Source organism: Bacteroides sp. 4_1_36 (assembly GCF_003466325.1).
Taxonomy (GTDB): domain Bacteria; phylum Bacteroidota; class Bacteroidia; order Bacteroidales; family Bacteroidaceae; genus Bacteroides; species Bacteroides uniformis.
Map to the genome: position 1 here is coordinate 22,692 of NZ_QSOX01000012.1, position 14,606 is coordinate 37,297.

10 protein-coding genes are annotated in these 14,606 nt (G+C 47.4%); 1 reads left to right on the top strand and 9 read right to left on the bottom strand.

Annotated features, from left to right (window positions below; all coding sequences use genetic code 11):
• The first annotated feature begins 45 nt into the window (after nucleotides 1–45).
• A complete protein-coding gene (locus DXD65_RS12575) occupies nucleotides 46–1,260 on the top strand; it encodes an IS256 family transposase (RefSeq protein ID WP_008666176.1) in 1,215 nt (404 codons plus the stop codon).
• Nucleotides 1,261–1,380: 120 nt separating this feature from the next.
• Here DXD65_RS12575 and DXD65_RS12585 read toward each other — a convergent pair whose 3' ends face one another.
• The 9 genes from DXD65_RS12585 to DXD65_RS12625 form a co-directional block, all read right to left on the bottom strand.
• On the bottom strand, nucleotides 1,381–2,382 hold the full coding sequence (locus DXD65_RS12585; RefSeq protein WP_057259175.1) for a metallophosphoesterase: 1,002 nt from the start codon (nucleotides 2,380–2,382) through the stop codon (nucleotides 1,381–1,383).
• Nucleotides 2,379–3,122: a prolyl oligopeptidase family serine peptidase gene (locus DXD65_RS12590; protein WP_369738710.1), complete on the bottom strand. Its 744-nt coding sequence runs from the start codon at nucleotides 3,120–3,122 to the stop codon at nucleotides 2,379–2,381. The genes DXD65_RS12585 and DXD65_RS12590 overlap by 4 nt, the downstream gene beginning before the upstream one ends.
• 47 nt (nucleotides 3,123–3,169) lie before the next feature.
• On the bottom strand, nucleotides 3,170–4,831 hold the full coding sequence (locus tag DXD65_RS12595; protein WP_057256698.1) for a sulfatase: 1,662 nt from the start codon (nucleotides 4,829–4,831) through the stop codon (nucleotides 3,170–3,172).
• A gap of 19 nt (nucleotides 4,832–4,850) precedes the next feature.
• Nucleotides 4,851–6,587, bottom strand: a complete 1,737-nt coding sequence (locus DXD65_RS12600) for a family 43 glycosylhydrolase (protein WP_057256699.1) — start codon at nucleotides 6,585–6,587, stop codon at nucleotides 4,851–4,853.
• A 94-nt stretch (nucleotides 6,588–6,681) separates the two neighbouring features.
• Nucleotides 6,682–8,415 carry a family 43 glycosylhydrolase gene (locus tag DXD65_RS12605; RefSeq protein ID WP_057256700.1) on the bottom strand — a complete coding sequence of 578 codons (1,734 nt, stop codon included), beginning with the start codon at nucleotides 8,413–8,415 and terminating at the stop codon, nucleotides 6,682–6,684.
• Nucleotides 8,416–8,471: 56 nt separating this feature from the next.
• Nucleotides 8,472–10,037 (bottom strand): sulfatase, encoded by a 1,566-nt coding sequence (locus tag DXD65_RS12610; RefSeq protein WP_034532747.1) that lies wholly within the window; start codon nucleotides 10,035–10,037, stop codon nucleotides 8,472–8,474.
• A gap of 33 nt (nucleotides 10,038–10,070) precedes the next feature.
• Entirely contained in the window at nucleotides 10,071–12,341 is a 2,271-nt protein-coding gene (locus DXD65_RS12615) for a glycoside hydrolase family 3 N-terminal domain-containing protein (protein WP_005830586.1), read from the bottom strand.
• A gap of 11 nt (nucleotides 12,342–12,352) precedes the next feature.
• The gene (locus DXD65_RS12620) at nucleotides 12,353–13,204 is read right to left on the bottom strand and encodes an endonuclease/exonuclease/phosphatase family protein (protein ID WP_008662617.1); all 852 of its coding nucleotides are present in this window, start codon (nucleotides 13,202–13,204) and stop codon (nucleotides 12,353–12,355) included.
• A 62-nt stretch (nucleotides 13,205–13,266) separates the two neighbouring features.
• Entirely contained in the window at nucleotides 13,267–14,598 is a 1,332-nt protein-coding gene (locus tag DXD65_RS12625; protein ID WP_034525916.1) for a glucoamylase family protein, read from the bottom strand.
• Between the last annotated feature and the right edge of the window lie 8 nt (nucleotides 14,599–14,606).

Genomic DNA, 14,606 nt, shown 5'->3' on the forward strand with positions numbered 1-14,606 from the left:
TAAGGAAATGAATAAAATATTAACTTTGCTAACACAGTTTATTTTATGAGTGAAGAATTTGATTTTGAAAGTATCAAGAACAAGGCTCTTGAACAGTTGAAGTCTGGTAAGCCCTTGTTAGGTAAGGACGGTGCTTTTGCTCCGTTGTTGGAGAGTATATTAAATGCTGCCCTTGAAGGTGAGATGGACGCTCATCTTTCTGAGGATGAACGCATGAGTGGCAACCGTCGTAATGGCAAGATGCAAAAACAAGTACAGACTTCGATGGGAGAAGTCACCGTATCTACCCCTCGTGACCGTAACTCCACCTTTGATCCCCAGTTCATAAAAAAGCGTGAAACCATTCTTGCGGAAGGTGTTGCAGACCGCATCATCGGACTTTATGCTTTGGGAAACAGCACACGTGAGATAAGTGACTGGATGGAGGAGAACTTGGGTAATCGTGTGTCTGCTGAGACGATTAGTGCCATCACCGATCGTGTACTTCCGGAAATAAAGGCATGGCGTTCCCGTAGCCTGGACAGCGTTTATCCGATAGTCTGGATGGATGCCATTCATTATAAGGTAATGGACGACAGAGGCTGTGCCGTAACCCGTGCGATTTACAATGTACTGGCTCTGGACAGCGAGGGACATAAGGATCTGTTAGGGATGTATATCTCTAAAAATGAGGGTGCGAACTTCTGGCTGAATGTATTGACAGACTTGCAGACCCGTGGTGTCTGTGACATACTCATAGCTTGTGTTGACGGATTGAAAGGCTTCCCGGATGCTATCCAAAGTGTGTTTCCTGATACTATTGTCCAGCTCTGTATTGTCCATCAGATACGTAACTCCGTCAAGTATGTCGGCAGCAAGCACCAGAAGGAGTTCATGAGAGATCTGAAACATGTCTATGGTGCGGTAAATAAGGAATCCGCTGAGACAGAGCTTCTTAATCTGGAAGAAAAATGGGGTGAGAAATACCCTATCGTTATCAAGTCTTGGCAGGATAACTGGGAAAGGCTTACTGAATACTTCCAGTTTACGCCGGATATACGACGTATGATTTATACCACGAATACAGTCGAGGGATATCATCGTCAAATACGTAAAGTCACAAAAAACAAGGGCGTGTTCCCTAACAACACCGCCCTTGAAAAGTTGGTTTATCTCGCTTATCGCAATATACGTAAGAAATGGACCATGCCATTAGCAAATTGGGCAGCCATCGCACAACAATTAGCGATAAAGTTTGGAGATAGGTTTAAATTGTTGTAACTTTACGCTCGTCGGGAGTGCTGGTGCACCCCCTTGGCGCTGGCCGATCCCCGACCGATGAGCTTGGAAAAAAACGCCGCATGACACAGTTTATTTTACGCCCCCGAAAGGACTTAAGTCTCAGCGCAGATATTCGTCAAAGTCCACCTCTCTGAACTTAAAGTTATGATGTTCGGAGGGGTGATAGGCTTTATTCCAAGTCGAATAGGTCTTCACATCTATCTCCCTTGTCTTCCGGTTAAAAGTTACAATGCGTAAGTAGCCCTCACCTCCCAATCTACTGCCTTCCACACCACGCTGATAGTTTGCCAGCATCTGATACACTTTATTCCCCTCTTTCCCTATAGAGACCAGCGTGCCAACTCCGCTTTTCAAGACATGCCCACAAAAGACAGCTATCACATTGCGATGTCTGAGAAGCAATTTCTTCCAGATTCCAGCGCCATCGTTCACTGTGCGCCCGGGCTCTTTGCCGATGCCATATCCTTGAGGACGCCACCAGTCTTTCCCGTCATGCAACGTACTGTCACAATACAAATAGGCGTGTGTATTCAATATGACAAGCTTATCCGGATGAATACCCACTATGGAATCGGCCCATTGCAGAGCCTCATCGGAAGGTCCGAATTCCAGATTCAAGACCAGCCAATCGGTATCGCCCGACCTAAGGTTTATGTAATAGTTATCCAATGTCTTTCCATCCGCACTGCCTCCCCAATAACTCTTCTGCTTATAGTCAGAAAGAGGGAAATACTTGTTGGCCATTGCAGTGTTATGCACGTCCGAAAACTTGCCGGGCTTACTGCCAATATCATGATTTCCCCACACGACAGAATAAGGTATTCCCGCTTGGCTGATACGATGAAAAGCTTTCTGCATATACGCCCATTCCACCGGAGAATTATCTTGTGTCAAATCTCCCACTTGGAACACGGCATCTATTTTCTTACGGTTGGCAACCAACCAGTCCACTTGCGAATCAAAGACCTCCGGACATTGTTCCAGATAAGTCTGCGTATCCGGTAAGACCACAAAAGTACTTACCCTACCAGAAGTGGTGCAAGAAGTAAAAAAAGCGCCCCCTAAAAAGAGCGCTCCGATAACAGACAATATCCTCATCATTTTTTCTTCTGATTAAACAGCCAACCCATAAACTCAGAATCATTGAACGCCGGTGTCCAGCTGCCATGATTGACTCCGGGGAATTCGATATACTCAACATCGGCACCAGCAGCCTTCAAGGCCTTGTAAGCCTGACGCGAACCTTCTACCGGAACAATGTTATCGGCATCTCCGTGATAAATACGGAACTTCACGTCTTTGGCGGCAGAAAGCCTTGCCGGATTCACAATACCGCAGATGGGAACGGCTGCGGCAAAAACTTCGGGATAACGTATCGCCAAATCAAACGTCCCCATACCGCCCATGGAAAGTCCCATCACATAAATCCGGTCTTTATCCACCTGGGGCATAGCCAAATAGGTATCCAGCAACTCCTTCAATGTGCGGAATATACGCGTAGGCTCCTGTACCTCGGGCATTTCTCCAGGTACAAACGACTTGGGACGACCCACATAAGCCCAATAATCTTCCTTAGGACACTGGGGAGCCAATACAAAAGCCGGATATTCCTCTCTGTTCACCGGATTGAGCCACATCTGCCCACCATGCACCAATTGCTTCTGATTATCATCTCCTCGTTCGCCCGCACCATGCAGAAAAAGCACCAACGGATATTTCTTCCCTGCCTTTTCTGCTTCGGGACGCAGCAAACGGTACTTCAACGAATCTCCCTGCGAAGAGACATACACTTTCTTTTCATACTCTCCATACAACTCCTGCGCATACATACACACAGACATCAACAGCATCAAGGCTGTACAAACTGTATTCTTCATATCCTACAAAATTAATGTTCAATTAAAAAGTCTACTATCTCACTCTTCTTATATCCCACCCGGAAAGCCTGCACTGCCACCCGGTCTCCCTTATGGACAACAAACGGCTCAACATATAGATTCCAATGTTTCTCTCCATTCCGTCCCCGACCATTCAACTGATAGGCATAAGAGACTCCAGGAGTGGAACACTCCAGCTTAACCTGCCCCCCCTTTTGTACAATCTGCGGAGCTGACACGAGCGGCTGTACACCGTCCGGCCACATAGTTTGTACTATTTCCGGTTCTGTCAGCGGACGACATTGCCAATATTTCCTTTCCCACTGCCGATACACCTTCCGCAAACGGTCAATGTATTTCCGGTAAGCCGGATCATTAATCAGATTGCACATCTCATGAGGGTCTTTCTCCAAATCATAGAACTCTTCACGCGGACGGGGCCAAACAAACCAGCTTTCCTGATTCTCATCGAGCGCGCCTTCTTCATGGAGTTGAAGCATACGGCGCATCATCGGCATGTTCAGACGAAATCCTACCGGCTGATAGCCGGGCTGATTGGGAGTATAATTACAGATATAACGATAACGGCGGTCACGTACGCCCCCCTGCTGGTCATAACACTTATCCATACGGTCACGTGCGGCAAAAACATAGCGCCGCGATGGCGAAGCATATTTCCCAGCAAATGCCTTGCCATCCATATAGGCAGGAGGCTTGATACCCGCCAATGAAAGAATCGTTGGTGGAATGTCAATGACACTGCGAAGTCCATCATCAATACTGCCGGCCAACCGTCCGTCCGGATAACGGATAATGAGAGGAATATGGGTACCAACCTCTGTTATTTCACGTTTCTGCCGAGGAAGCGGTCCACCATTATCCGAATAAAAGATAAGAATGGTATTATCCCACTCGCCTGCCGCCCTCAATTCATCAATCATCTGGCGGACAAAACAATCCATGCGGTAAATATTGCTGTACATGACAGCAATATCGCGGCGCACAATGCTGTCCTCAGGATAATAGGGTGGCAACACCACATCGTCGGGAGAGACGTAAAGCGTATCCTTCGCACTTTCCCACACCTTTTGCTCATGCGAGGCAAGGGTATTGAATATAGCGAAAAAAGGCATCCCTTTAGGACGGTTGCGCCAATGCGCCTGCCTGCCACATTCGTCCCAAGCGGTCAAAGGCGGTAGAAACTGATAGTCGGTTTTCGGGTTGTTCGTACAATAATAGCCAGCGGCACGCAACAGCTCGGTATAGCACTTTATTCCCTCGGGTAACACAATATCGTAACCGGTTACCGCCGGTGGACGTGCAATCTGCCCCCCTTGCGTACGCATATAGTTGGCATTGATATGCGTGGGATACATTCCCGTAATAAGTGCCGCACGCGAAGGAGCACTAACACCCACTGTCCCATAAATGCTGGTATAGCGTATACCCTCTGCCGCAAGGGCGTCAATAGTCGGAGTCACTGCCACACTGTCACCGAAACAGTGCAGCCAAGGACCGATGTCTTCACATACCACACAAACAATGTTTGGGCTAACAGCATCTCCATCCTCTGTGGTAGAGACAGGGATCCCACCGGCCTTGACCTCCTGCGATACAGTACAAGCAGCCCAAACGGCACTACCATATAAAAAAGAGTGTATTATCTGTTTCATTACTGTTCATTTTATACAATCAGTGCGCCTCTCGAAGAAAGACACGTTGCGAAATACCATTTTCATTAAACGATTCGATGGCAAAATAATATTTTTGTCCCACCGTGAGGGCACGTAAGTCTAATGAATTATCGCCATATACCATCCACGAACTATACAATTTATCAGGAGCAACACCCCACAATACATTATAGCCTTGCGCACCCTTCACCGATTTCCAAGAAATGCGGGCATTACGTTCGTCCGCTTCACGCACTACCGTAAAACCTTTTACCGTAGCCGGTTTTTTCCCACGTCCCAAACCGAACACGCGAATATCCCCCATTGCCAGATTCTTGCCCGGCACGTAATGGTGGCGATAACGAATATAGCGTGCTTCTATCGGTTGATCCAGTTCTATGTAATTATGAGGGGCATCACGGAAACTGTTGCGATAGTCCACCAATACCCGCCAACGGGCACCATCCACCGAAGCTTCTACAAGATAGCGTTGCCGGAGGTTTGGCATACGTCCCCAAAATCCGGTTTCCTCATAGTCAAAGAAATTCAGTTGCAAGGCATACACGTCACTCACTTCTTCAAGGTCTATCTCCACCCATTGCTTATCGTCATTTTTTCCGGCCACCCAGAAGGTTTTCAAGTTCTCGTCCGTCACATTTTCCACCGGATAACTTTCCAATTGCGAAGAAGCCTTCACGGGTTTGCCATAAGAAAGCAACATCCAGCCCCGGAAACCACCGCTTGTCGTCTGTCGCGAAACCTGGTCGGGAGAATAGTGAGGATAGTCACCGAAGTAAGTATCAGAGTACATCACACCGTCTTCATCAAAAAATGTAGGAAACATACATAACCTACGCTCAAACTTATAATTAATGGACAGATGGATTGTACCGAAATGCCAGTATATTCCTCCCGGACCACAAACCGTACTTCCATGCCCGGCACCGGTAGCAAATCCTCCCGGCTTGTAGCAGAACGGATTATGAGCCGCATACTGAAAGGGACCCAAAGGAGATTTTCCTACATAAACACCGTCACCATACACATTGAACTGAGTGCCCGGAGCGGCATATTGCAAATAATATTTCCCATTGTGTTTCGTCATCCACGCACCCTCGATGAATGGCTTGATGTCACTGGTATGATTTTCGCCAAAACGTTCCCACCCATGAATGTCAGGACGGAGAAAGAGCAGTGAATCCGGCTTTTTCGCTATCGGCAGGAATTTATTCTTCATATCAAGTTCCTTACCACGGATAGGCCAACGGTTGGAAGACCCCCAATACATATAAGCACGTTCATCATCATCAATGAAAAGGGCAGGATCCTGAAGGTCGTGGAGTACCGATGGCACTGCCTTCCAGTCCCCCCGTTTGGGATTATCGGTATAAAGTATGCTCATGGCTCCGGATGGATTCCCACAAACATAGAGTACGGAATCTTTATAATTATGGGCAGCAGGAGCATTGCAACCTTCGAAATACCATTTTTCGGGAGTAATAAAGTCCCAATTCAGCAAGTCCTTGGAATGCCAGTAACCCCAGGAACGGGTAACGAACATATAATACTCCCCCCGAAACTCCACTACAGCAGGGTCGGCACCCGAACGATAGGACTTGCCCAAATGGGAATTGTGAAAAGGATAAGTATAGTCCAGATTAAGAGGGTTACAGTAGGTAGTAGTACGATATTGTGCATGTAATGAACCGACGAACAACAACATCAACCAAGCGATGCAATACGACTTTTTATCCATAGTTTTATTAAGCTGACAATAAACAAAATACACATAAAACGACAAATGAGGGTGTGTCAAAACGGTTGATGGCACACCCTCATTTTACAACACATTATCTCACTTCTTTAACGGCAGAAATTTGAGATACACCGCTTTCATTGAAAGCTTCGATAGCAAAATAATATTCCTGGTCGGTAGAGAGACATTTCATCAGATGCCTACACTCGTCACCATACACCATCCAAGAACTGTAAAGCTTGTCCGGCGCAATACCCCAAAGGATGTTGTATCCTTGTGCACCTTTCACCGGTTTCCAAGTCAGCGTGATGTCACGACGATCTTCGTGACGGTGAGGGTCAAATGTCTTCACTTGAGCAGGCGCCTTACCTTCGCCCAGACCGAAAATACGGATGGCAGAAATGGAAAGGTGCGGTGTAGGAACATGAATGTTTTTGTAACGTACATAACGTACCCGAGCAGGGGTTTCCAATTCCACGTAATCGTGCGGAGTATCCTTGAAACTATTGCTGCGGTTGACGAGGCGCGTCCAGTTGATGCCGTCCACAGAACCTTCGATGGTATAACGGTGGCGTAGGCCGGGATAACGGCCATACATGTCACTCTTATAATCGTTGTAATTCACCTGAATAGCGTTTACAGTGGCAGGTGCCTGAAGGTCTATCTCCACCCACTGTGTTTCATCGTTGGAAGAAGCCAGCCAATAAGTCTTGCAATTCTCGTCCGTCAATCCGGCAGCAGTATGACCTTCTACAGCCGAAGAACATCTGGCAGGCTTGTTGTAAGAAAGAAGCATCCAGCCGCGGAACTCCCCTTTCTTTCCCGGCACAGTAGGTGCATAACGGGGATAATCTCCAAAACGGGTGTCACAATACATGATGCCGTCTTCGTCAAAATAAGTAGGGAACATGCAGAGACGGCGTTCCCAGTGCATATTAATGGGCAGAGCCATAGAACCGAAATGCCAATATTGCCTACCTGGTCCGAGCACCGTACTTCCATGACCGGCACCGTTGATATAACCGCCAGGCTTATAGGAAATGGGGTTATGTTTCTGATAGGTATAAGGTCCCATCGGATGGTCGGCCACATATACACCATCGGCATATACATTGAACTGAGTGCCCGGAGCGGCATATTGCATGTAATACCTCCCGTTGTGCTTTGTCAACCACGGTCCTTCGATATAGCCGCCCAGCACGGTATCGGCATGATTTTCTCCAAAACGTTCCCAACCATGTTTCTCTGGGTCGAGATTGAAAAGTTCCAGCTTCTCGCCTTCTTGTATGAAACGATGGTTCTTGTTGAGCTTCATGCCGCGAATGGGCCACTTGTTGGAAGAGCCCCAGAACATGTAAGCACTGCCGTCATCATCAAGAAAAAGGTCAGGGTCTTGCAAGTTGGTGATGATTGCAGGAGTGGCTTTCCAGTTACCCGACTTGGGGTTGTCGGTATAAAGCACACTCATCACACCCGAAGGATCGCCACAGACATAAAGTACTGAATCCTTGTAGTTATGTGCCGCCGGAGCGTTACAACCTTGTGGATACCAGTTTTCCCCCGGATTGATAAAATTCCAGTTTTGCAAATCCGTAGAATGCCAGTAGCCGTGCGTACGGGTAACGAACATATAATATTCTCCACGAAACTCTACTACGGCAGGGTCGGCACCCGAGCGGTAGGAGATATCTTTCGAAGAATTGTATATCATATAGGTATAGTCTACATTCAGCGGATTACAATAAGTATCCATGCGCATGTCCTGCGCCAAAAGGGGAGACGCCAAGCATAATAATGCCAGCAGCAGATTAGTAATCAGTCTTCTCATTATCTTTTATCTTTATTATCAGGTTATTAATGTTCAATATGTCTTCCGGTAGCTTTTCAGCGGCATAACTCCTGCGGCACATCGTATTCTTTTTGCAAGCGTGCCAGTTCAGCCTTCAGTTCGGTGGTAATCTTCTCCATTCCCTTCTTCCCATAAAGATTGTGCATCTCTTCAGGGTCTGTCTTGAGATCATAAAGTTCCCAATTGTCATCCACGTAGAAGTGCATCAGCTTGTAGCGTTCCATCTTCACACCGTAATGGGCACGCACGCTGTGGAAGCCGGGAAACTCATAATAGTGATAGTACAAGGACTTACGCCAGTCGCGCGGTGTCTTGCCTTTTTCCACCAGTTCCTTGAACGAAACGCCCTGCATGTCCTGCGGAATGGAGATGCCGCACATATCAAGGAAAGTAGGAGCAAAGTCGATGTTCTGGGTCAGACCTGTAACTTGCGTACCCGGTTTGATATGTCCCGGCCAGCGCATCACCATCGGCATACCAAAAGACTCTTCGTACATGAAACGCTTGTCAAACCAGCCATGTTCGCCCAAGTAGAAGCCTTGATCGGTGGTATAGACTACAATCGTATTCTTGTCCAACCCCGTACGTTTGAGATAGTCCAGTATCTCGCCCACACTCTCGTCCACACTTGCTACACAAGCCATGTAGTCTTGCAGGTAACGTTGGTATTTCCATTCAGCCACTTCCTTAAATGAACGTGGCTTGGAATAGAACTCATTATTTCGATCGCGGTAAGCATCAAGGAAACGGCGGCGTTCTTCCGGTGTCATTGTTCCCATGAAAGCGTGCGGCCAAGGGTCAAAGAGCAGGCTGTCGCTATCGATACCCGCAACCATCTTCAAATCGTGACCTTCGTACATGTCACGGTATATATTCATCTTCTGCATCTGTGCTGCGTAACGTCCCTCATAGGCATCGTAATAATTATCGGGAAGCGGGAACTTGGCGTGTTCATACAAACGATAATGCCGTTCGGCAGGTACCCAATTGCGGTGAATGGCTTTGTGGTGCATCATCAAGAAGAACGGCTTGTTCTTGTCACGACCGTTGTCCATCCATTCCTCACAATATTGAGTAATGAGGTCGGTCACATATCCTTTATGAATAGTAGTGTCCCCCTCGGTAATGAACTGTGGGTTACAGTATTCGCCTTGGTCATTGAGAATCATCCAATGGTCAAATCCCGTCGGCTTGGAAATAAGATGCCATTTACCGATGACGGCAGTCTCATAGCCGCCTTGTTGCAACAGTTTAGGCAACGTCTGCTGAGAGCCGTCGAAACCTAGTGCCCAATTCTTCATGAAGCCGTTCTTATGGCTATGCTTGCCAGTAAGTATCGCGGCGCGACTGGGGCCTGAAATAGAATTACAGCAATAATTATTCCAGAACACAGCTCCTTCCTGCCCGATACGGTCAATATTAGGAGTAGGTGCCACTTTACCTATAGGATGACCATAGATACTCATAGCCTGCTGTGCATGGTCATCACTCATGATAAAAATAATGTTAGGACGTTCACCGTCTTGCCTGCCTTGTTCCTGAGCCTGAACAGCAGGAACCAATGGAAGCATGGCAAGTCCTAAAGATAGTTTATGATTCATCATCTTCAATGATTTATAAGATTTTTCAATTTATCATATCAACGTAAAAACAGATTCATTCCGCTCATCTGCCGACGATGTTCCTACCCAGAGCCGGAATTCCCCCGGTTCCACCTGCATCTTCATATCAGCACCACAAAAGGCAAGGTCTTCTTCAGTCAGCACAAATGTCAGCGACTTCTTCTCGCCAGCCTTGAGATACAGCTTTTGAAAACCCTTCAATTCTTTCACCGGACGAGTCACACTTCCCACAAGGTCGCGAATATAAAGCTGTACCACCTCTTCACCACCGACTTTACCGATATTGGCTACATCCACTGTAACGGTAAGTGTTTCCCCCTTTTTCAGCTCCTCCTTGTCCAACTTCAAGTTATCCACCTCAAAGCTAGTATAACTTAAGCCATATCCAAAAGGATAAAGCGGAGAATTGGGACAGTCAATATAAGAAGACTTGTAATCCATCTTCGGATTGTCCGGAGGAAGCGGTCGTCCGGTGTTCTTGTGGTTATAGTAAAGCGGGAGCTGCCCCACCGAACGTGGAAAACTCATTGTCAGCTTTCCGGCAGGATTATAGTCGCCTGCGATGACATCGGCAATGGCATGACCACCCATCGTGCCCGGATACCAGGCTTCGAGAATAGCATCCATATTCTCGTCCTCCCAAGTAAGTTCCAGCGGACGACCGTTCATCAATACCAATCCGATGGGCTTACCCGTTTTCTTAAGTTCCTTCAGCAAGTCGCGCTGCGAAGCAGGCAGGGTGATGTCCGTGCGGCAAGCAGCCTCGGCACTCCAGTTCTGGTCTTCACCGGCAGCAACCAGAATGACATCTGCCTGACGAGCCACGGACACAGCTTGTGCAAATCCTGCAGTTCCAGGCTTACGAAGATCGCAGCCTTCGGCATAAAGAAAACGTACGTTCGAGTTTCCGTACTTTTTTTCCAACCCTTCAAAAAGAGTGACACTCCGTTGACGGTCTCCCCGTCCACCCCAACCACCGTTCACACTGTTACGTTCTTTCACCATAGGGCCTATCAAAGCTACAGTCTTACGTTCGGAGGGTTGTATCGGGAAAAAGTCATTCTCATTCTTCAACAATACTACCGACTTACGAGCAGCATCGCGCGCTGCTTCCAAGAACTCGGGTTTCATGATAGTAGCCTTCTCACGCTCCTCATTCAGATAGCGGTAAGGATCGTCCATAATGCCTAAAAGGAATTTCATCTCCAGAATGCGGCGTACGGCATTATCAATGGTTTCTTCGTTCACCTTGCCCTCTTTCACGGCTTGCAGCAGATGTGCATGAAACACACCTCCGGTCATATCCATCTCGATGCCCGCATTGGCAGCCAACTCGGCGGCATGAGCCTCGTCGCGTGCCACGCCGTGGGGAACAAGCTCATTGATAGCCGTATAATCCGTCACTACAAAACCGTTGAACCTCCACTCATCGCGAAGCACATCCTGATAAAGGAACTTACTGGAAGTGCAAGGCACACCGGAAATCTCATTGAAGGCAGTCATGAAAGTAGCCACACCCGCATCTTTGGCAGCCTTGAAAGGTGGGAAATAAATATCGCGCAAAGAGCGCTCGGACACATCAGTCGTATTATAATCACGACCAGCTTCAGCAGCACCATATGCACAGAAGTGTTTGGCGCAAGCCAGCATCTTGTCCAGCCGCATCAAGTCTTCGGGCTTCTCACCCTGGAAACCGCGTACACGTGCGGCAGAGAGCAATGAACCCAGATAAGGATCCTCACCAGAGCCTTCCATTACCCGTCCCCAACGTGCATCACGTGAAATGTCCACCATGGGGGCAAAAGTCCAGTTAACACCCACTGCCGAAGCTTCGGCAGCGGCAATGGACGCACTTCTTTCTGCCAGTTCAGCGTCCCAGGCACACGACTCGGCCAAAGGAATAGGGAATATCGTTTTAAAACCGTGTATCACATCGAAAGCAAAAAGCACTGGAATCTTCAACCGGGATTCCGCTAGTGCCGTCTCTTGTGTCTTGCGGATGGCGGCAGAAGAAGTGGCATGGAAAAGACTGCCTATGTATCCTTTCTTCAATAGAGGTTCAATGTCCGTATTTACTTGCGGACCGGTCACAATATCGCTCTTGGCAGAATATTGGGTCATCTGACCTATTTTCTCTTCAAGTGTCATCAAGGCAAGTACAGAATCGACACGCTCTTCTATCCGTTTGTCACCGCTGTAACTCTGCCAATCACCGGCTCCTGAAGTACATGCCATACCCACAGAAAGTATCAGGGCAGCTCCAATCAATAATTTCTTTTTCATAGTAAATGCTTTTATAGTTTTAAGATAGCCATTACGGGAGCATGATCGGAGAGATAGCCGTTGTCCGGCTTATCATCAATGGTTCGGTAACGCTCCACCTCTACAGCACCTTTTATAAAAATAAAATCTATCAACCTACGTTTCTCTACCGGGATGCGCCCGAAGTCATGGAAACTCCATGTCGGTCCGTAAGCGACTTTCGCCGTAACGCAAGCATTCTTCATTCCACCTTCCGTCAATACAGTGACCGGCTCGGAATCTACCGTTCCATTAAAGTCTCCGGTAACAATTACCGGAAGGTCACCCGCCATTTGTTTTATCTTCTCAAGTATCAGCACGGCACTTTCGCGACGTGCCACTTTACCTACATGATCGAAATGAGTATTGAAAGCAGCTATTTCCCTACCACTCACCTTGTCTTTCAGTACCGCCCAAGTCACAATACGCTCGCAAGCCGCATCCCAGCCTTTCTTTCCGATGGAATCAGGAGTTTCACTCAGCCCAAAATTTCCACTCTTCAATAGTTCGAAACGGTCTGTCTTATAGAAAAGAGAGCAATACTCACCTTTCTCTTCTCCATCTGCACGACCTACACCGAGAGCGGTATATTGCGGAAGACGCTCCTTCAAGTCATCGAGTTGGTTCTTCACCACCTCTTGCATGCCTATAATGTCCGGAGCATAATAAGCAATCATTTGTGCCGCATGGTCCTTGCGGTATTTCCAATTGTTCATACTGTCCGCCACATGATCCAGACGGATGTTGAACGACATCACCTCTACTTTGGCTTCCGGTTGCCTGCCGCACGAGGCGACAAGCAATGCGAAAACAACCAATACACTATTGATAAACACGTTTTTCATGGTTACAAACCTTTTTAATCTATGTAAAACCTAATCAAAATCAAAGAATCCTATCAAACAACCTAATCGACCTTGTTCAAATAAGGAGAAGTAAAGCCTAATCTCCTCAAACCCTTCTGGACATCGGGATGACTCATGAAAAGTTTCCAAATCAAACCGGTACGATAGTTCTCTATCATCACAATAATCGGCCCTTGGTCAATGGCAAGATACGAAGGTGCAAACCAATTCTCCGTCAAATTGAACGCATCCTTGAAACCATATTCACCCCAAAGACGGTCACCCAACTCTTCATAGAAATAACGCATGGCTTCCAAAGAATATTCAGGTGCATATGGAATAGAGGAAAGAGCAGCGGTAGGCGTAATCACACCACGGTCATTACCGGGACTATGGGCAGAATAACCTTTGTCACCGTCACTGGCAGTCAATCCCCAACATTTTTCGCCGTAACCCTTGTAACCCTTCGGATTGTCAATGCAGTAGGCACGGTTAATCAAGGTATGAGCCTTCATCTGTTCCTCGTAATCGGCATAACGATCTTTCAAGCCACGTGGGTCAAGCCCCATGTAAGAATAATGAGTGAAGAAGAGAGGACCTCCCTTTCCGTGGTTGTTTCCAAGAGGAAGCTTGATGCCGTAATACTCCCGACCGTTCAGAAAAGTATTCGCATTGGCCCAGCCTTTATGATAAACGCTCTCGGCAATCGGATAAGTAGGGGAAGACGCGCCCAAAATGTAAACAATGTGACACTCGTTATGACCTTTAATCTGATGATTCATCGCCCATCCGTTGTTTGGCGACCAATGCCAATACATCACATCTTGTCCCTGAGTAAAAAAGTTCCATTCTGCTTGACGCCACAGATTATTGATTATCCCGCGGATACGGTTTTCCGTTGGATTATCCTTTGTAAAATACTGATGGGCAGCCAACAAGCCTTCGAACATGAAAGCGGATTCTACAATATCCGCTCCATCGTCCTTACGACTGAAAGGAATGGTCTTGCCGGTTTTACCGTTCATCCAATGTGCCCACATGCCGTGATAGCTGTCGGTATTCTTGTCGCTCAGAAAGCGGACTATCTTCAACATACGTTCAGCGCCCTGTTCGCGAGTGACAAAACCACGCTCTATACCGACAATGATAGCCATCACTCCGAAACCCGAGCCACCGATGGTAGCTGTCTCGGCACCTCCGTTGCTCCGTTCATGCGCCAATCCTGATTCGGGATGGGCAAAATCCCAAAAGTAACGGAAAGTTTGCTTCTGGACAAGGGTCATGAGTTCATCATCGGAGAGTTGCTTTTCTGTCACACCAGATGGTGGATTTATGGCATTTACCGAGCACGAACAAACCCCCAAAAACAAGAAAAAAAGAAATATATTTTTCATAATACCTA

Bases quoted from the DNA above. Each gene is read 5' to 3' on its own strand.
- DXD65_RS12610 (WP_034532747.1), bottom strand. From the start codon at position 10,037: ATGAATCATAAACTATCTTTAGGACTTGCCATGCTTCCATTGGTTCCT.
- DXD65_RS12575 (WP_008666176.1), top strand. From the start codon at position 46: ATGAGTGAAGAATTTGATTTTGAAAGTATCAAGAACAAGGCTCTTGAA.
- DXD65_RS12615 (WP_005830586.1), bottom strand. From the start codon at position 12,341: ATGAAAAAGAAATTATTGATTGGAGCTGCCCTGATACTTTCTGTGGGT.
- DXD65_RS12585 (WP_057259175.1), bottom strand. From the start codon at position 2,382: ATGATGAGGATATTGTCTGTTATCGGAGCGCTCTTTTTAGGGGGCGCT.
- DXD65_RS12605 (WP_057256700.1), bottom strand. From the start codon at position 8,415: ATGAGAAGACTGATTACTAATCTGCTGCTGGCATTATTATGCTTGGCG.
- DXD65_RS12590 (WP_369738710.1), bottom strand. From the start codon at position 3,122: ATGTCTGTGTGTATGTATGCGCAGGAGTTGTATGGAGAGTATGAAAAG.
- DXD65_RS12600 (WP_057256699.1), bottom strand. From the start codon at position 6,587: ATGGATAAAAAGTCGTATTGCATCGCTTGGTTGATGTTGTTGTTCGTC.
- DXD65_RS12595 (WP_057256698.1), bottom strand. From the start codon at position 4,831: ATGAAACAGATAATACACTCTTTTTTATATGGTAGTGCCGTTTGGGCT.
- DXD65_RS12620 (WP_008662617.1), bottom strand. From the start codon at position 13,204: ATGAAAAACGTGTTTATCAATAGTGTATTGGTTGTTTTCGCATTGCTT.
- DXD65_RS12625 (WP_034525916.1), bottom strand. From the start codon at position 14,598: ATGAAAAATATATTTCTTTTTTTCTTGTTTTTGGGGGTTTGTTCGTGC.